General features: G+C 39.5%; 15 protein-coding genes and 1 other RNA gene. 5 read left to right on the forward strand and 11 right to left on the reverse strand.

Features of this window, described 5'->3' with window-relative positions; genetic code table 11:
• Positions 1-14: 14 nt before the first annotated feature.
• The 4 genes from HNR63_RS06120 to HNR63_RS06135 all read right to left on the reverse strand — a co-directional run bounded on the left by HNR63_RS06120 (position 15) and on the right by HNR63_RS06135 (position 5,552).
• Complete coding sequence (locus HNR63_RS06120) at positions 15-287, reverse strand: YpbS family protein (RefSeq protein WP_085789456.1); 273 nt, start codon at positions 285-287, stop codon at positions 15-17.
• On the reverse strand, positions 280-3,906 hold the full coding sequence (locus HNR63_RS06125; protein WP_181520143.1) for a dynamin family protein: 3,627 nt from the start codon (positions 3,904-3,906) through the stop codon (positions 280-282). The genes HNR63_RS06120 and HNR63_RS06125 overlap by 8 nt, the downstream gene beginning before the upstream one ends.
• 81 nt (positions 3,907-3,987) lie before the next feature.
• Positions 3,988-4,488 carry an isoprenylcysteine carboxyl methyltransferase family protein gene (locus HNR63_RS06130; protein WP_085789458.1) on the reverse strand — a complete coding sequence of 167 codons (501 nt, stop codon included), beginning with the start codon at positions 4,486-4,488 and terminating at the stop codon, positions 3,988-3,990.
• Complete coding sequence (locus HNR63_RS06135) at positions 4,485-5,552, reverse strand: type III polyketide synthase (protein ID WP_181520144.1); 1,068 nt, start codon at positions 5,550-5,552, stop codon at positions 4,485-4,487. The genes HNR63_RS06130 and HNR63_RS06135 overlap by 4 nt, the downstream gene beginning before the upstream one ends.
• A gap of 258 nt (positions 5,553-5,810) precedes the next feature.
• Here HNR63_RS06135 and HNR63_RS06140 point away from each other — a divergent pair, with 258 nt between their 5' ends.
• The 4 genes from HNR63_RS06140 to HNR63_RS06155 all read left to right on the forward strand — a co-directional run bounded on the left by HNR63_RS06140 (position 5,811) and on the right by HNR63_RS06155 (position 8,817).
• A complete protein-coding gene (locus HNR63_RS06140; protein WP_021094084.1) occupies positions 5,811-6,266 on the forward strand; it encodes a chemotaxis protein CheX in 456 nt (151 codons plus the stop codon).
• 260 nt (positions 6,267-6,526) lie between these two features.
• Complete coding sequence (locus tag HNR63_RS06145) at positions 6,527-6,676, forward strand: cytochrome c oxidase subunit 2A (protein WP_009361298.1); 150 nt, start codon at positions 6,527-6,529, stop codon at positions 6,674-6,676.
• Positions 6,677-6,697: 21 nt separating this feature from the next.
• A complete protein-coding gene (locus HNR63_RS06150) occupies positions 6,698-7,171 on the forward strand; it encodes a cytochrome c oxidase subunit II (RefSeq protein WP_006318623.1) in 474 nt (157 codons plus the stop codon).
• Positions 7,168-8,817: a b(o/a)3-type cytochrome-c oxidase subunit 1 gene (locus tag HNR63_RS06155; RefSeq protein ID WP_181520145.1), complete on the forward strand. Its 1,650-nt coding sequence runs from the start codon at positions 7,168-7,170 to the stop codon at positions 8,815-8,817. Before HNR63_RS06150 ends, HNR63_RS06155 begins: the two co-directional genes overlap by 4 nt.
• A gap of 25 nt (positions 8,818-8,842) precedes the next feature.
• On the opposite strand, the gene HNR63_RS06160 is transcribed toward HNR63_RS06155, so the two are convergent.
• The 7 genes from HNR63_RS06160 to HNR63_RS06190 all read right to left on the reverse strand — a co-directional run bounded on the left by HNR63_RS06160 (position 8,843) and on the right by HNR63_RS06190 (position 16,498).
• Positions 8,843-10,354 (reverse strand): carboxypeptidase M32, encoded by a 1,512-nt coding sequence (locus HNR63_RS06160; RefSeq protein ID WP_181520146.1) that lies wholly within the window; start codon positions 10,352-10,354, stop codon positions 8,843-8,845.
• Positions 10,355-10,406: 52 nt separating this feature from the next.
• The gene (locus tag HNR63_RS06165; protein ID WP_181520147.1) at positions 10,407-12,335 is read right to left on the reverse strand and encodes an ATP-dependent DNA helicase; all 1,929 of its coding nucleotides are present in this window, start codon (positions 12,333-12,335) and stop codon (positions 10,407-10,409) included.
• Positions 12,336-12,431: 96 nt separating this feature from the next.
• A complete protein-coding gene (locus HNR63_RS06170) occupies positions 12,432-13,583 on the reverse strand; it encodes a THUMP domain-containing class I SAM-dependent RNA methyltransferase (protein WP_181520148.1) in 1,152 nt (383 codons plus the stop codon).
• Between the two features lie 13 nt (positions 13,584-13,596).
• On the reverse strand, positions 13,597-15,306 hold the full coding sequence (locus tag HNR63_RS06175) for a putative bifunctional diguanylate cyclase/phosphodiesterase (protein ID WP_425485165.1): 1,710 nt from the start codon (positions 15,304-15,306) through the stop codon (positions 13,597-13,599).
• A gap of 79 nt (positions 15,307-15,385) precedes the next feature.
• Positions 15,386-15,776, reverse strand: an RNA gene (gene rnpB / locus HNR63_RS06180) — RNase P RNA component class B.
• Between the two features lie 67 nt (positions 15,777-15,843).
• Positions 15,844-16,140: a cell division regulator GpsB gene (gpsB, locus tag HNR63_RS06185; RefSeq protein WP_085789467.1), complete on the reverse strand. Its 297-nt coding sequence runs from the start codon at positions 16,138-16,140 to the stop codon at positions 15,844-15,846.
• A gap of 124 nt (positions 16,141-16,264) precedes the next feature.
• Complete coding sequence (locus HNR63_RS06190; protein WP_021094092.1) at positions 16,265-16,498, reverse strand: CotD family spore coat protein; 234 nt, start codon at positions 16,496-16,498, stop codon at positions 16,265-16,267.
• Between the two features lie 373 nt (positions 16,499-16,871).
• Between HNR63_RS06190 and HNR63_RS06195 the strand changes: the two genes are divergently transcribed.
• Positions 16,872-18,239, forward strand: a complete 1,368-nt coding sequence (locus HNR63_RS06195; protein WP_181520150.1) for a globin-coupled sensor protein — start codon at positions 16,872-16,874, stop codon at positions 18,237-18,239.
• The last annotated feature ends 17 nt before the right edge of the window (positions 18,240-18,256 follow it).

Here is an 18,256-nt window from a genome sequence, read left to right on the forward strand (position 1 = left end):
CGGGACGTTTTACACTACGACGATTTGTTATTTAATTTTTGGACGTATTCCTTTACCATGTCAACCGTCACATATTTTCGCTGTGGTACAATTCCATTTTTAGCTAGTTCATTTATTTGTTTTGTTACTTCGTTAATGTTTTGTACAGAAAACGATTCACCGCGTTGACATAAAGAGACGGCTTCCTCAATATACGCTTCTCGTTTCGCATCTAGCTCGATAAACGTCCGAACGAGTGCATGTTGCTTTTGTGAATGTGCTGTAATCGCTTGGTGAACTTCATTCATCATCCATTCCTCCGATCATATCGTAAATATGTTGTAATTCGTCTATTGGTGCTTTAGCCGTTAATGCGGCAAATAAACCTGTAAAATGCTCATTTAGTTGTTCACGCATATGACAATGAAGTTGCTCAATAATCGTATTCCACTGTTTTGTATAATGCGTAAGCAACCGTTGTTTTTGTTCAGCTACATACGCTGCAATCGGCTCATGTAATTGTTTTTCTAGTTCTTCTTTCATAAATCGCTTTTCATCTTTTTCAAAAAATGATTTCGCGTTTTTGTACAACGAAAGCGCCTTTTTAAATATATTGCGATCGATTTGCTCAAAAGCGATCGGGAATTGTAACGTTGGAAAACTTGAAAGATCGACTTTTGTTACAATGAGATCATGCACTTGCTTCCATTGGTTTTCTAGCGCCATAAAATGAAGATCGTAACGTTTATTTATAAACGCTTCGATTCGCAAGCTAGTTGCACGCATTTCTTGCGCCAAATCAAATCCAATGGAGTATAAAAACTCATCTAAACATAATTGTAACGCTTTTTTTATATTTGTTTGTCGGTCATGCAAAACAGACGGATTAAACGACTCTTTAAACCAATCTGACAGACGGAAAGAAATACGCTGTTGAATATAATAAACTAACTCGTTCAGTTCTTGTTCGATGGCAAGAACATCATGGTCTGTTTCATATTGTTCAATCATTCGTTCAAGCTGTTGTCGCTCTTGTTGCAAGATGTGCAACTTTTTACGTTTTATCTCATCGCTTTGCTTCGCTTCTGCAATATATTCTGCTAACCTTTTTCGCGCTTGCTTCATTTGCAAACGCGCAGAAGCAATGGCTAATGAGCCGATCTCATGATGGATAAACGGATAAAATGTTTGCTCGAACGTGCTCATTCCTGAATTCGATAACACATGATGATCGAATGTTTTCCCGTTTTTTTCTGCAAGCGCCCATTTACTCGATAATGGAAAAAGACGCGGATGGCGAATACCAAATTGTAAAAGCTGCTCTTTCACATAACGAACGACCGCCTGCAATTCCTCTTCTGTATGAGCTAGATCAGCTGCATTAATGATGAAAAACATTTTATCTAAACTAAACGTATCTTTGACGCGACCAAGCTGAATTAAAAATTCACGATCCGCTTTTGAAAACGCATGGTTATAATATGTGACAAAGAAAATCGCATCAGCATTTTTAATGTAATTAAATGCTACTCCTGTATGACGGGCATTTACAGAATCAGCTCCTGGTGTATCGACAAGAATAATGTTTTCACGAGTAAGCGGACAATCATAATACAATTCAATCCATTCAACAAAACACGATTTCGTTTCATTCGCTACATATTCGTGAAATTGCTGGAATGAGATGACAAGCAATCGCCCTAGATTTTCTTTCATTTGTTCATAACCGCGCACGACAGCTTGCAAAAACGCCCAATGTACCCGTTCTTTTGCATCAACAGCTTGATTACGAATAGCTTTTTTGCTTTCTTCGATCGCCTCTTGTAACGAATGAACTTGCACACCGAAAAAGCGCAAGGAGTGTTGCAAATCGTTTAAAAGCTGTTGCTCCGTTTTTACTTGTACAACAACGGTTCCATGTGGATGCTCGTCTGTCGGCGGAACAATTTTATTTATTGTCGCCGTCGTTGGATGGGGCGAAACAGGTAAGACGTGTTCACCTATTAACGCGTTTGCAAATGAAGATTTTCCTGCACTAAACGCCCCGAATAGAGCAATTGTAAACGTCCGTTGTTGAAGTTGTTGAATTTTTTCGCCCATTTCTTTCGCTAGCTGTTTCATCCCTTCAATCGGGGCAATCATTTGGCTAATGACGCGTAGCTTTTCGATCGTTTGCTCAACCGTCTCACTTGCCATTTGCACCTTTTGAATTGGACGTTCTTCTTGCATCGCTTCATTTTCCTGTGGAACTTCTTCTTTCTTTTGATTGCTTATTCGCATCGTAAACGTCTCGTGAACAAATGGATAAATCGCATCATCGCTTAACGGCGTTGCATGTTCAACGACTTTTTGCAATTGGTGACGCGTATGTTTCCGCTGATGGACAAGTTGTTTCAATTGCTCCCAACGCGCCCGTTCCTTTATCAGCTCATCTAGCTGTTGCTCATATATATTTAACCGTTGTTGCGCCTTCCCTTTTTCAATTATTTGCTCTGCGAGTTGAAGAGCCGCATCGCGATATAACCGCTTTATTTCATTCGCTATGTCGTTTGTATACGTTAACACATAATCCCCGGTAACAAGCGGCTGATTTGGCTTCCGCTCAACAATCCATTGTTCTGAAAACGGAACGGTTAATTGTTGAATACGATGTAATAACTCTTGGTCATGAACGTCATATTGTTGATAAAAACGTTTCAGTAAGTCACGAACATGCCATTCTAGCTGACTTTCGATTTTTTTGCGCAAATCTTCATAAAAAGCACGCAGTCGTTTCCGGCGTTCTTCTTCTGTTTTTTGTTTTGTAAATAAAAAACCAACTTTAAAATCAGGTTGACACGCTTCTAAATAGTCACGAGCATGCTCTCGCGTTTCATAAGGCATCACATAAGCGTTATGTAACGTCGTTTCTAACTGCTGTTCAACATGCTGCTTTGCGCTCAACCACGTTTTCTTTATATGCTCAATCGCTCGTTCCGTTTCTTCCATTTTCTCGAGAAGCATTGTTTCATCCTCAAACGAAAGCGATTGACGAATATGTTGCTCTTCTTCCTCTTGTTGAGCGATGAGCATCTGCATATGATCATCAATCATTTGCTCGACAGCAATACGTACACTTTGCTGAAGTCGCTCCTCCTTCTCACGAAAAAGCAACTGCAACAACTGTTTTAATTCATCGAACTCATTATGTACATGCTCTTTTTGTTTGAGGGAAGTATAAAACATGCGTTCAAATGTAACTCCCCACTGCTGAAATGCCTCTTCAACAGAACGAGTAAACTGTGAAAACGAAAGCTCTTCTTCCCGATGTTTATCAATTTGATTTATAACTAAGTATAACGTTTTCCCGTACTGTGACAACCGTTTTGTAAACTCAAAGTTCAATTCTGCTTGAACATGGTTATAATCCATTACATAAAATATAACATCGGCTAAATGAAGAGCGGACTCTGTTGCCAAGCGATGAGCATCATCTGTCGAATCAATTCCTGGCGTATCCATCAGTACAATGCCACTTGGAATAGCGTCTGTTTCATCGCTAATTTCGATCATGTCAATTGTATCGCCGTCTCGACAAAACGTTTTTACCTCTTCGTAATCGTAAGGAGCTGCGTATTCAATCGCTTGACCAGACTTATAATATACGCGCGCATACGGTTTCCCCGCTTTTACTTTCACAAGATTTGCACTTGTTGGAATAGGACTAGACGGCAACAGTAAATCACCGATCAATTCATTAATTAAGCTAGACTTTCCGGCAGAAAAATGACCACAAAAAGCGATTGTAAATTCCTGATGATACACTTTTTTAATTAATTGTTTCGTTTTATTTGCCTGCGCAATGTCACCCAACTTCATAAATTCGTCATGAAGTGCAATCAGGCGATATATCCATTGTTGCAATGATTTTGTTTCTGTCATTTCCATAATTACCTATACCCCTTTTAAAAAATCTACCTTCATTTTACTGTAGTTCACAAAAAAAATACATAAAAAATCCCCTGCTTATTAGGGGGATTTTAATAAACGTAACGCCTGTTCCTCCGCACGAATACGAACAGATAAAAGGTACGCGTTACATATTGTGAATATGACAGCTGTCCAATACGCTTGAAACATAAGTGGAATAATGATGAATTCTAGCACAACCACAAGGTAATTCGGGTGACGAAACCAGCGATATGGGCCTTTCTGTACTCGTTCTGCTTTTGGCAATACAATAATTTTTGTATTCCAATACCTTCCAAGCGAAGCAATAACCCAAAGACGGAATAACTGTAATACGACAAATATGTTAAACAAAACAGACCACAATGGTGACGGACGTTTACGAATCCCTTCGAGCAAGAGAGAAACAAAAAATAAACTATGCATACACACGATATACTTATAGTGATTTTGTCCGAATTCTTTTGCTCCCCTCTCTTTCATCCATCGTTCATTTCTTTTTGCCCAATATAACTCAACGAATCGTTGAACAATTAAAAAGAAAAGCATTCTCCATTTCATGCTTCATCTCCCCATTTTAACAACAAAAGTTCACAACTAAATCCAGGTCCCATCGCCATCATTAAACCATATCCTCGTGGAGTGAGCGACTGTTGCAAAAAGCGTTGTAAAACAGCGAGCACAGTAACAGATGACATGTTTCCGTACTGTTGTAAAACCGCGATCGCATGAGCAAGCTTGTCTTCATCGATATGTAAACCATCTCGATACGCATCAAGCACTTTTTTACCGCCTGGGTGCAAAACAAAATGTTCAATTTCGGAAATTTTTATTCTGCTTCTTCCTAAAAATAATTCTACGATCTCGCCAATTGATTGACGAATCATCGTCGGAATATGTCGAGAGAATACAACATAAAAACCTTGATCTTTTATATCCCACCCCATAACATCTTCCGTGTTACGCATAAATACTGATTGCATATCGATCACCTGTGGAGTGACACTTTGCTGCTGTACATCATCCCCCACCACACACGCGCAACCTACTCCATCAGCAAATAATGATGTGCCAATAAGATTACTTTTTGATACATCATCCATTTGAAACGTTAGACTGCAAAGTTCCACAGCAAGAACAAGCACTTTCGCTTTCGGATATGCTCGACAGTAATCTACCGCCCGAGCGATACCAGCTGCTCCACCCGCACATCCGAGCCCCCATATCGGGATGCGTTTCGTGTGTACAGAAAAAGGAAGTTCATTCATGATCCTTGCCTCAATGCTCGGTGTAGCAATTCCCGTCGTTGAAATGAAAAAGATTGCTTCAATGTCTTCAAAAACAATATTTGCACGATGTAAACAGCGCACAATCGCCTCTTTTCCATATCGAACAGCATGCTCAATATACAGCTCATTTTTCTCAGCAAACGAATGAGTCTGCATATACCAATCTAATGGTTGTACAAGCGATCTTGATTGAATATGATCATGTTGAAAAATGGATAATAACCGATCAATATGTTCATAACGGTGTTGAAACATACATTTTATGGCAACCATCACCTCGTTTTGTGAAACGCGGTAAGGAAGTTCAGCTAATTCAACTGCAATGATACTTGGCATCTATGCCCCTCCTTTCGACAAAGATAATATTTTCCTAATAAAGAAATTTTATTCATAACAAACAAAAAAGCTTTCCTCTCAGCAACGGGAGGAAAGCTTTCGACGTTTTGAAAGGAGGTATGTTGTTGTGCACTTTCATTATAACGCAATTTGTTGTTTCGTCACTATGTTTTTTATATATTCGTATCTATGTTTATCGAAAAATGATGTCATCAAAGTGAAAAATTTGTTATGATGAAGAAAAAAGGGGGTCTTTTTATGGCATTAGGCGAGAAAATTACAACGATTTTAAATGGAACGATCGAATCGATTCGATCTGTTATCCCACTATCAATGACAATCGATAAGCCTTCATTGTTTGTCCAACCTTTCACACAAACGTCTATTAGCGTATTGATTGGGATGACCGGAGACTTACGCGGGCGTCTAATCATTGAAGGACATGAAACGATGTTTGGAACCATCGGAGAAACGATGTTCGGTATGCCGTTAGAAGGCGAAATGCTTGAATCATTTACGGGTGAGCTCGGCAATATGATTGCAGGAAACTTGGCCACAGTTGTATCACAAAAAGGAATTACAATTGATATTACTCCTCCAACTGTTCTTGTTGGTCAAACAAAAATTTACGGTTTTGACAAAGCTTTTCGCGTACCGATCCACTTCGAAAGCAACGGGGAATTACAACTTATTTTAACAATTGATAATGAATAAATGAGAAGCTTGCGCTTGTAAGCTTCTTTTTTATGCCATAGCCATCTTTTTCTAAATATTTCACACTTTTTTCACAACCTCACAAAATGTGTGTGACAAAAGTCACAGCTACCCCTTATTTTTACGGTTATGATGATGGTAAAGTAACGAATGAACAATTTGTGAAACATCTGAAAAAAGCATTTCATTTCACAAATTGTTTTGTATGATGTAAGTGTATACATTTCTATTTAAGGTTTATTTAGGAAAGGGGGATGAAGATGAAAACTCAATTAAACACAAACACGCCAAAAACAAAAGTAGAGAAAGAACCTGCATTAAAAGGAACTCTTGCTTCTGTTTTGTTTTTGGGATTTTTCCTCATTTTCACGTGGGTAAGCGTATATTTCTTGTTTTTAAATCGCTTATAGAGAGAAAGGAGACGAGACGTTATGCACATGCATAAGTATGAAAAAATTTGGCTGTTTTTCGGCATCGGTTCGTTATTCGTATTTTTAGCTGTCTTAGGAGTCGGTGCATTTGCGCAAGGAACGCAACCACCAAGCTGTTTAACAACGATCGATCCGGAAAAAGTCGATCAAACACCACCATTTGATAAACCAGGCCTTGTTAAAACGGGAGATAATGAATATCAACTGAACATCGTTGCTTCTGCATTTGCGTATACACCAAACCAAGTCGAAATCCCAAAAGGAGCAAAAGTAACGATTAATGTCGCAACGAAAGATGTGATCCACGGGTTTGAAATGGCTGGAACGAACGTAAATATGATGGTTGAGCCTGGATATGTCAGTAGTTATACACAAACATTTGATAAAGTTGGCGAGTATGTCATTTTATGTAACGAATATTGCGGTGCCGGTCACCACTTAATGACTGCGAAAGTGAAGGTGGTTGAACAATGATGAACGGAACATGGAAAGTCGATGCACGTGATGGCAAATTAGCCATGGCTCATATTTATGTCGCTTTCGTTGCCCTTGCGTTAGGAGGGCTTGCTGGTCTATTGCAAGTGCTTGTGCGCTCCGGAAAATTTGAATTACCGGCAGGTATTAGCTATTATACGATTTTAACAACGCATGGCGTATTGCTCGGACTCGTTTTAACTACATTCTTTATTATTGGTTTTCAATTTGCTGCTGTAAGTCGTACTGCCGGCACGCTTTCTGACCGCGTGCGGTTTTGGGGTTGGATCGGTTTTTGGCTCATGACAATCGGTACAGCGATTACTGCCTTTTACATTTTAATCGGTGAAGCTTCTGTTTTATATACATTTTATGCTCCACTACAAGCACATGCAGGTTTTTATATCGGTTTAACGCTTGTTGTTGTCGGTAGCTGGATTAGTGGGTTTTCGATGTTCGCTCATTATGCAAAATGGAAAAAAGCTCATCCTGGTCAAGTAAGTCCGTTGCTTACATTTATGTCTGTTGTCAACATGGTATTATGGCTCATTTGTTCGCTCGGTGTTGCAGCAACTGTATTATTCCAGCTCATTCCTTGGTCATTAGGATATGTCGATCGGATTAACGTGCTCGTAAGCCGAACATTGTTCTGGTATTTCGGTCACCCGCTCGTATATTTCTGGTTATTACCGGCATATATGATTTGGTATGCGATTATTCCAAAAATTATTGGTGGAAAAATGTTTTCTGACTCTCTTGCTCGTATGTCATTCATCTTATTCTTAATTTTCTCGATTCCTGTCGGTTTCCACCATCAACTTGTGGAACCTGGAATTGATCCAGCTTGGAAATACTTACAAGTTGTCTTAACGTTTATGGTCGTTATTCCATCATTAATGACTGCGTTCTCAATGTTCGCAACATTTGAAATGTACGGTCGCTCAAAAGGAGCAACAGGATTATTCGGATGGTTACGAAAACTTCCTTGGGGTGATGCGCGTTTCTTTGCACCATTTGTTGGTATGTTATTCTTTATCCCTGCTGGTGCTGGTGGTCTTGTCAACGCATCACACCAATTAAACCAAGTCGTTCATAATACGATTTGGGTAACTGGTCACTTCCACTTAACATTAGCAACAACAGTCGTATTGACATTCTTTGGGGCAGCTTATTGGCTTATCCCGCACTTAACAGGGCGCGTCATGACAAAAGCAATGAATCGTCTAGCGATTATTCAAACGATCGTTTGGTCCATCGGTATGATTTTCATGTCTAGTGCGATGCACTTTGCAGGGTTACTTGGTGCCCCACGCCGTTCAGCATTTTCAACATACGGTGATGCACCACAAGCACTAGAGTGGATTCCTTATCAAATCGCTCAAGCGGTTGGTGGAACGATTTTATTCATCGGTATTATTCTTGTGCTCATTATCGTGACAAACTTAGCATTTTTCGCTCCGAAAGGTGAAACAGAGTTCCCTGTTGCAGAAGTTGCTGAGCAGGCTGAACGTACACCGCTTGTGTTCGAAAACTGGACATTGTGGATCGGTATTGCGGTTGTACTTATTTTAATCGCATATACAGTTCCATTTATCGATATGATCAAAAATGCACCTCCTGGATCAAAAGGATTTAAACTTTGGTAAAAAAACCGGGCACTCGCCCGGTTTTTTATAATCGATAAATATGTTTATATTTTTCTTCTAAGTAATGGATTAAGTAGGTCGGATTTAGACCTTCCCCGGTTACTTCATGTAAAATATCGAGCGGTTTTTTCGTCTTTCCGAATTGGTGAACATGCTTTGTAAGCCATTCTCGAATACGAACAAGTTCCCCATTTTCAAGCAACTGATCAAATCGTAGCTCTTTCTCCATTGTGTGTTTAAACTGTGCCGCGTACATATATCCAAGCGCATACGATGGAAAATAACCGAAACTTCCTCCAGCCCAATGCACATCTTGAAGAACTCCTTCCGCATCACGCTCTGGACGAATACCTAAATACGCTTCATATTTTTCGTTCCAAATATATGGTAAATCTTTCACTTCAATGGCGTCATCAAACAACGCTTTTTCCATTTCATATCGAACGATAATGTGTAATGGATACGTCAGCTCATCAGCTTCAATGCGAATAAGAGACGGTTTCGACTCGTTAATCGCACGATAAAAATCGTCTAACGAAACATGTGAGAAGTGCGGAGCATATTGTTGTAATAAGCTATAATATCGTTTCCAAAATGAATAATGACGAGCAATAAAGTTTTCATAAAATAGCGATTGTGATTCATGAATCCCCATTGACGTTCCGTCGTACAATGGCGTCCCTGCGAGTTCTTTAGAAATATGTTGTTCATAAAGGGCATGACCGCATTCGTGAATTGTACCGAATACAGCTGTTCGGAAATCATTTTCGTCATATTTCGTTGTAATTCGGACGTCCCCATCATTTAATGTGATGGCAAAAGGATGCACAGTTTCATCTAGCCGCCCTGCATCAAAGTCGTAACCTAGCTCTTTTAAAAGCGCTAAACTAAATGCTCGTTGCTTTTCTTTAGGAAATGGTTGAAATAAAAAGCTCGTGTCCGGTTTGTGACGGGACTCGCGAATTTGTTGAACAAGCGGAACAATATGATCACGTAATTTTGAAAACACATCATCTAATAAATCGACTGTTACACCCGGTTCATATAAATCTAATAGCGTATTATATGGGTGTCCGTTTGTTCCCCAATATGTAACGAAACGTTTTGTAAAGTCAACAAGCTGTTTTAAATACGGTTCAAAAAGGGAAAAGTCAGATTTTGCTTTCGCTTCTTCCCATACACTTTCCGCTTTGGATTGCAAAATGACAAATTGTTTATATTCATCCGCAGGAATTTTTTTATTGCGTTCATACTCTTTTTGACATTCTGCTAACGTATAACGGGTAACAGGCGATAATTGTTCTTGTACCGACTTAGCGGAAAGTTCCGCAATATATGCGGCCATTTGCTCTGAAGTCGACATGCGAAACACTTCTTGTGACAACATGCCGATTACTTCAGAGCGTTGATCGACCCCTTTTTTCGGTGCCCCTGTACGCAAATCCCAATACATAAGGGAAATGGCTTCTTTATATGCCATCATTTTTTTGACGTATTGTCGAAATTGCTTTTCTACTTCTTGAATATTTGTTTTCATCTTCTTCCCTCCATTCTGTATTTGTTATTCTACAATACTTACAATGATTCCTTTATTTTTGTTGTACATCTGTCGGTAATACACGTTTGATCGCCTCGATCACTTGCATCGGTTCATCATCTGTTACAAAAATACATACGATTCCTCGATCATCTCGTTGACGAATAAGGCGCCCGACCCCTTGTCGCAGTCGTAAAATCATATACGGAACATCGACTTCCCAAAACGGATTGTCCGTTTCCTTTCGCTTCGCCTGAAAAACAGGGTCATTTGGAGGGTAAGGAAGCGCCCAAATAATCACGTTGCTTAATGAAGGGCCTGGAATGTCTAATCCTTCCCATAAATGTTGGGCACATAAAATCGTTTCTTCTTCGTTTTGAAAACGAGAAACAAGCTCGCTAATTTCTTGATCCCCTTCAAATAAGAAAGTAAATTGTTCTTCACGTTGGGCGCGAGCTTTAAATTCATTCAATTGTTCACGCGTTGGGAACAATACGAGAGCACGCCCATTCGTTTCGCGTATTTTTTCTAAGGCATACGCATATTTTTCTTCAAATATACGTTCGCTCTTTTCAAATATTGGCATGTAAATTTTCATTTGTTCATCGTAGTCAAATGGGGAATCGACATGAAACGATATATATTCGTCGATTCCTAGGCTTTTTGCCATATAATCAAATGATTTTTCATTAGATAGTGTGGCAGACGAAAAAATAAATGGCATACGTTTAGAAAATACTTTTTCACGCAACACTTCTTGTACCGTTCTTGGCATAATGACAAGCGTATTGCCATCTAGCGACGATTCAAGCCATGTAATTGCATCTCGGTTGTGAATAAATAAGTGTAAGGAGTGATGAATTTGATCTAGGTACTCATCCACAACTTTTAATTGATACTGGTCAATTGTGTACGTCTCACTTTCAAAGACGAGTTCATCGCCAATTTGCTCAACTTTTGTTTGTAAAGTTTGTGCAAGTTGCAAAAGAGATGGAGTAAACGTTAATTCTTGACGATTCGATCCCGGCACAGCTTTCGCATGATTCATTAATTCATCAAAAAAACGTACACTAAGTTCCAATGTATCTTCAATTAAATAAGCTAATTGTTCACGAATATCATTTTCTAATAAACGAGAAAGCAACGTCTCTAACGTCGTTTCTTTCATACGATACGTTAACGCTTTTTGCGCCGCAAACTCTAATAAATGCCCTTCGTCAAAAATGACACAGCTCGCTTCAGGCAAAAGTGGGAGCTGTCCCTCACGTTTCCGCGCTTCATACGTCCAAATATGTTCCATATAAAAATCGTGCGAACAAATAATTAAATCCGCTGCTTTGCGATAATGATCGCGCGATAACGTTTGACCACATCGATGACGTTTTTCGCACGCTAAACAGTCTTGAAACGGATCCCAAGCAATTTTTGACCATTGTTCATCACTTAAATGAGCGTAATCTTTCCGATCACCGTAATGATAAAACGTTTGAAGTGGAGCATGGTCATGAACAAATGGAGGCAATTCATCAAAAATTTGCTCGTACAATTCCTCTTCTTCCGTCATTAATACTTCGTCCAATTTGTTTAAACATAAATATTGATCGGGCGATTTGGCTAATCGAACATCAATATCCATGTTTAAGACGCGTGAGATTTTCGCAATATCTCCTTCTTTTTTTACAAGCTGTTCAATTAACGTTTCATCTGCGCAAGCAATAATCGCAGGCTTTCCGATATAACGTGCATAGCAAATAGCATAAAGTAAATATACGATCGTTTTTCCTGTTCCTACACCGGCTTCAGCAAACATCACTTTTTTCTCTTTAAATGCTCGCTCAAGTTGAAATGCCATAAAAATTTGTTCATCGCGCAATTCAAACCCAGCTTCAGGTAAAATGTCGTAAAAGACGTCCCCAATCCATTCGTTCAATTTATCAAAAAAGTTTTCGTTTTTGCTTAATGTAAACGGATATTTGCTCATATTTTTTAGCCCCTCCATCAATTTAAACGAAGTACACAAACATTAATTATCGATCAAAAAAAGAAAGAAGTCAATGAAGTTGAAAAGAAAAAGCTGTCAGCGAGACAGCTTTTCATACGAACGTGGCGGACGAGGTCCCCAAAACTGATAATATTGTGTTTCAATAAAACCGTTGAACAATTTCCGTCGTTTTGTTGCACGTCGACCATACAATTGCTCAAATTGGCGGTGAGATGTTAACATATAAATCGACCACGTATCGAGAGCTGCAAATGTTTTTCCCATTTCTCGATACAATTGTTCCACTTCTTCTTTTTCCCCTAATCGCTCACTATAAGGCGGGTTGCCGACGATAACGCCGTATTCATCTTTCGTCCGAAAATCTTTTACTTGCATTTGTTTAAACGTAATTAAATCTGCTAATCCAGCCTCTTGTGCATTTATTTTCGCTATATCGACCATGCGGTGATCAATATCAAATCCAACAATATGCAACGGTTGATCATAACGCGCTACATCTTCCGCCTCTTCTCTTGCTTCGTCCCATAAGCGAGGTGGGATCCAATTCCATTGCTCGCATACAAACTCGCGATTAAATCCCGGTGCGATATTTTGCCCGATTAACGCAGCTTCAATTGCGATCGTCCCCGATCCACAAAACGGATCAACAAACGGACGATCTGGCGTCCAATTCGTTAATTGAACGAGCGCTGCCGCTAATGTTTCCTTTAATGGCGCTTCCCCTTGTTTGACTCGATACCCTCTTTTATGCAATCCCGCTCCACTCGTATCGATCGTTAATGTAGCGATATCTTTATGTAAAGCTACTTCAATACGAAATAATGCACCTGTTTCCTCAAACCAAGAAATACGATAATGTTGTTTTAAATGTTCAACAATTGCTTTTTTTACGATTGCTTGACAATCAGATACGCTAAACAATTTTGACTTGACCGATTTTCCGACAACAGGGAATTGGGCATCGATCGGCAAAAATTGCGCCCACGGTAACGCTTTTGTTTGTTCAAACAACTCATCAAACGTTGTCGCCGGAAATTCGCCCACTTTGATTTTTACACGATCGGCTGTGCGAAGCCATAAGTTCGTGCGACAAATCGCTCGCTCATCTGCAACAAATGTCACTTTCCCATTTTCTACTTCACAGTCATAGCCGAGCGCGCGCACTTCGTCTGCAACGATCGATTCAAGTCCCATCGCCGCAGTAGCAATGAATGTCATTTGTCCCATATGTTTTCACCTTTCATTCATGTATAGCATCCCATTCCCGAATAAATAGTTGCACTTCATCTATTTGCATCGGCTTGGCGATGTAATATCCTTGTACCATATCACACTGCTGTTCGTTTAAAAACTCATATTGTTGCCCCGTCTCAACTCCTTCCGCGACAACAGACAAATGCAAATGATGCGCCATCATAATAATTGTTGATACGATCGTCGCATCATCGCTATATAAAGATAGGCGACGAATAAACGATTGATCAATTTTTAAAATGTCGATCGGAAAGCGATGTAAATAACTTAATGAAGAAAAACCTGTCCCAAAGTCATCAATGGCTAGTTTAAAGCCACATTGTTTAAGCTGTACAAGTTTTTGAACGGACTCTTCAGCATTTGGCATAATCGTACTTTCCGTCAGTTCTAATTTAAAAAAGCGTGGATGCACATCGTTTTCTTTCACAATCGTCGATAATTGCTCGACAAAATCGTCTTGTTGAAAATGTACGGCAGAAATATTTATTCCTATTTTCATATGTGGGGCGAATGGATGGATCGCCTTGATATGTATGCACGCTTGTTCAAACAGCCACTTCGTCATCGGAACAATAAGCCCCGTTTCTTCTGCAAGTGGAATAAATTGCGCCGGCGAAACGAACCCGATGTCTGGTTGCTTCCAACGCATTAACGCCTCGAGTGATTCAATTTTTTTCGTCTTCATATTCACGATCGGCTGATAGCAAATGAATAACTCATTTCGTTCCAGCGCTTTTCGTAAATAATTTTCTAACGTCACAACTTCGCTTTGATAGTCCAATTTAGCCGTATATAACTCAAAGCGATTTCGTCCGCTTTCTTTCGCTTTTTGCATCGCGCGATCCGCTCGACGTAACAACGTCTCTCCATCATCCCCATCGTTTGGGTACATGCTAATCCCAATGCTTGCTGAAATGTATACGTCTTTTCCATTCAGCATAAATGGAGCTTGAAGTGCCTCAATCATTTGTTCTGCGATTGTTATTGCTTCTTGCACATCTTTTAGTTTAGGCAAAATGACGACAAATTCGTCCCCACCAATGCGTGCAAGCGTATCTTTCGTGCGCAATAGCTTTTTTAAACGATTTGCTACTTTTTTTAACAATACGTCTCCACTATAGTGACCGAGTTCATCATTAATATATTTAAATCGATCTAAATCGAGAAACAAAATTGCTAATTGCTGATTGTAACGCCGAGCTACATCAAGTAAATGTTGCAGTCGTTTCGCAAATAATTGGCGATTTGGAACGTTTGTTAATAAATCATAATTTGATAACCGTGCTAATTGTTCCATCGTCCGTTTATGTTGCGTCACATCTGAAAAAATCGCAACATAATGCGTCGGAGTTCCCGTAGCGTCATAGACCGCTTTAATCGTTAGCCATTCGACAAACAGTTCGCCGTTTTTTCGTTTATTCCAAATTTCCCCTTTCCAAACACCATGATCCCGTAACGTCTCCCACATGTTTTCATAAAACTTCCGATCGTGTAAACCGGAACGAAGAATGTTCGGTTTTTTCCCTAACACTTCTTCTTGTGTATAACCCGTCACCGTTTCAAACGCGGGATTTGCTAATAAAATACGCCCTTGCCCATCCGTCACAATCATTCCTTCATCTGCTTCTTGAATAATCGTATGAGCAATAGATAAAAATGTATCTGTTTCAAACAAAGATGACAACTTTTTGTTCACATCAGACTCTCCCCTCATATTTCCCCGAAAAACAAAAACTCCCCTAGCGTTATGCAGGAGAGTCATGCCATGAACCATGTTCTGTAAGCCATGTTCTGTTCCGTCGTACTGCAAACGGCTTGCGCCTCGTACTTCGGCGGTAATCATCTATCTACAGGCTCACGCCTGTCCTTCTCTCCGTTCATTTCCTTCGAGAAGGTGCCCCTACCATCATTTGGGTTTCTCGCTCGTGGGGTTTACCGCGTTCCACTCTTGCCGTTTCCAGCAAGACTACGTCACTGTGGCACTTTAAAGGTAATCGAGCCATATCCGTTAGGGACGTAGGCTCTTTCCCTGCCGTCAGCCCAGCTGATCGCCAGACTGCCCTAGCTTATGCATTCGCTAGGCACGAACACTACGGGCATCTCAGCACCGTGCGAGCATGGACTTTCCTCTACGATGCATACACATCGCAGCGATTACCCGAACATGATTCATGTAAGCATATGTTAGTATATCCGAAACGATAAGCCAAATCAATAGAAAAGGTTGGATCATTTATTCGTAAAGTTTGTTACCAAAAACATGTTTTTCTAAATTAGAAAGACGTTGTAAAATATCAAAATTCGTCGTTCCTGATTGAGATGGCTGACGTTTTTGCGCCTCCTGCAATTGGCTTTTTAGGCGTGTATTTTCTTGTTGTAATTGTTCAATCATTTGATGAAATGTTTCATAGTCTTTAATAATTAAATCAAGAAAGCGATCCACTTCATCTTGATTATATCCACGCATGCTTATTTTAAACTCTTTTTCAAGAATGTCTTTTGCTGTTAAGTTGATGCGATCCGAAAGCACGTTTGCTCACCTCAATTATCCATGTCTACACCTATTCTTTCAAAAAAAACAGTCGTTGTCAATTTTTCATTTTCACAAACTTCGTCTTTTTTTCGACAAAAAACCGAAGGCAATTCGCCTTCGGTTAAAATGGTCGTGGAAACGGACCAGGACCTGGACAAACAACATGTTGGTGTGATACATCATTCACAACAGATTGTGTGTGCGGAAAATAATGTTGATGCTGGAACATATGGTGATTCACATATGTCGTATGCGACGGATGAATGTGCGGCACAATCGTTGTTTGCATTTGATGTTGTGTACAACATTTTGTTGGATGAACGATCGGCGGCATCATATTTGGACGACAATGCATATTTCATAACCCCTTTCGCATTAAAGTTTGTTACACTTCTAGCGTATGTACGAAGGGGTATACATGTACTGATAGAAATACCCATTTTACATGAACGTATAAATGTTATGCTTCATATTCGCAAAAATAACGACTGTAGCTCCGATTAAAACAAAAAATAAATATAAAATTTTTTTGCTCATCGCTTCTCTCTCCGCAGTTCATATTGTTCACAAATATACATTCTACTTCATTCTTTTTCATTCGACAAGGAGGGAAAACTTTGTCATTTTTTGCGCTTCCCTCGGAAATAACATAAAAATTTTCCTTCTTATTTTTGCTATACATGATATAATATTTTAGGGGATTTTTTATAAACAATGGAGGGAAAACGATGTCAAAATGTCCATTTCACGCCCTTTTTAATGAATCGGGGGCCATTCAACTATTCCGAAAAAAGCATCAAAAAGAAAAAGAAGATGCAACTCTTCGCTTCTCTACACCTTCACATGTGACAACATATTACCGCCAACTTCTTTCAAGCGATCGAAAACAACAAGTTTCTTTCGTCGGATTAACGGAAGAAGATGTACAACAACTTGCTTCGATTCGCCCACTTTTTGCTAAACATGTCGAACGAGTTGTTAATGCGTTTTACGATCAAGTTGGACAAATGCCTCATTTAAGAAGCATTATTGACAATCATTCGACGATCGACCGCTTAAAACAAACGTTGCGTGCTTATTTGATGGATATGGTATCTGGAGAGGTTGGCGAACAGTATGTCATTCGTCGAAAAGTAATCGGCAACGTCCATAACCGTATTGGGTTATTCCCAGAATGGTATTTAGGGGCTTATACGATCATTCAAAATGAAGTGCTTCGCATATTGATGGAAGAATTGCCTCCGACAGAAGCAACGAACGTATATCGTTCTTTCGCTAAACTTTGTTCATTAGATATGCAAATTGCTATTGAAACGTATATTGAGGCGTATACGTCTTCGATGATGAAATTAAACGAAATTGCAGAGCTACAACATCGGCTAACAGAATCATCTACAACGCTTGCGTCAAGCGCGGAAGAAACGACTGCTTCCATTTTTGAGGTACAAAAGAACGTGCAAGATATGTTAGATGAGGTCACAAACATCCAACATCAGTCCGTACAAATGACTGAACGGGTGGAAAAAGGAAAAGAAGATGTGAAGCAAACATTAACGAAATTAGATGGTGTCGCGAAATTAATTGAAGGAACAAAGTCGTTGACGAATGAGCTAACAGATAGTTCGCGGAAAATCGGAGAAATCGTCAATGCGATTCGTAGCATTTCAAATCAAACGAACATTTTATCTTTAAATGCAAATATTGAAGCAGCGCGTGCTGGGGAACACGGAAAAGGATTTGCGGTCGTCGCAAATGAAGTGCGAAAGCTTGCGACACAAACCGAACAATCGCTTGATTACATTCAAAATCATATTGATGTCGTACAACAAACGATTCGAAAGTTTGAACATGCGTTTCAACAAATTGTCGAGGAAACGCGCGCATTCCGTCAAGCAAATGAAAGCATTATTCACATTTTCGATCAGTCCGTCACCGATGTGAAATCGACAAGTAAAAAAATTGATCAATTTACTTCTCTCATTTCACAGTTTCATCAAATGTTTGATGAAATTTCATCAGCTGCATCACAAATTGCTGAAATGGCCGAACAGTTGAATGATTTAAATCAAGAGTTGACGGAAAAATTTAATTCGTAATAGTTAAACGGAGGAAG

It is taken from the genome of Anoxybacillus ayderensis (genome assembly GCF_013761015.1).
Lineage (GTDB): Bacteria > Bacillota > Bacilli > Bacillales > Anoxybacillaceae > Anoxybacillus > Anoxybacillus ayderensis.

Excerpts from the sequence above, each read along its gene's own strand:
- HNR63_RS06120 (WP_085789456.1), bottom strand. The coding sequence starts at position 287 with ATGAATGAAGTTCACCAAGCGATTACAGCACATTCACAAAAGCAACAT.
- HNR63_RS06125 (WP_181520143.1), bottom strand. The coding sequence starts at position 3,906 with ATGGAAATGACAGAAACAAAATCATTGCAACAATGGATATATCGCCTG.
- HNR63_RS06130 (WP_085789458.1), bottom strand. The coding sequence starts at position 4,488 with ATGAAATGGAGAATGCTTTTCTTTTTAATTGTTCAACGATTCGTTGAG.
- HNR63_RS06135 (WP_181520144.1), bottom strand. The coding sequence starts at position 5,552 with ATGCCAAGTATCATTGCAGTTGAATTAGCTGAACTTCCTTACCGCGTT.
- HNR63_RS06140 (WP_021094084.1), top strand. The coding sequence starts at position 5,811 with ATGGCATTAGGCGAGAAAATTACAACGATTTTAAATGGAACGATCGAA.
- HNR63_RS06145 (WP_009361298.1), top strand. The coding sequence starts at position 6,527 with ATGAAAACTCAATTAAACACAAACACGCCAAAAACAAAAGTAGAGAAA.
- HNR63_RS06150 (WP_006318623.1), top strand. The coding sequence starts at position 6,698 with ATGCACATGCATAAGTATGAAAAAATTTGGCTGTTTTTCGGCATCGGT.
- HNR63_RS06155 (WP_181520145.1), top strand. The coding sequence starts at position 7,168 with ATGATGAACGGAACATGGAAAGTCGATGCACGTGATGGCAAATTAGCC.
- HNR63_RS06160 (WP_181520146.1), bottom strand. The coding sequence starts at position 10,354 with ATGAAAACAAATATTCAAGAAGTAGAAAAGCAATTTCGACAATACGTC.
- HNR63_RS06165 (WP_181520147.1), bottom strand. The coding sequence starts at position 12,335 with ATGAGCAAATATCCGTTTACATTAAGCAAAAACGAAAACTTTTTTGAT.
- HNR63_RS06170 (WP_181520148.1), bottom strand. The coding sequence starts at position 13,583 with ATGGGACAAATGACATTCATTGCTACTGCGGCGATGGGACTTGAATCG.
- HNR63_RS06190 (WP_021094092.1), bottom strand. The coding sequence starts at position 16,498 with ATGCATTGTCGTCCAAATATGATGCCGCCGATCGTTCATCCAACAAAA.
- HNR63_RS06195 (WP_181520150.1), top strand. The coding sequence starts at position 16,872 with ATGTCAAAATGTCCATTTCACGCCCTTTTTAATGAATCGGGGGCCATT.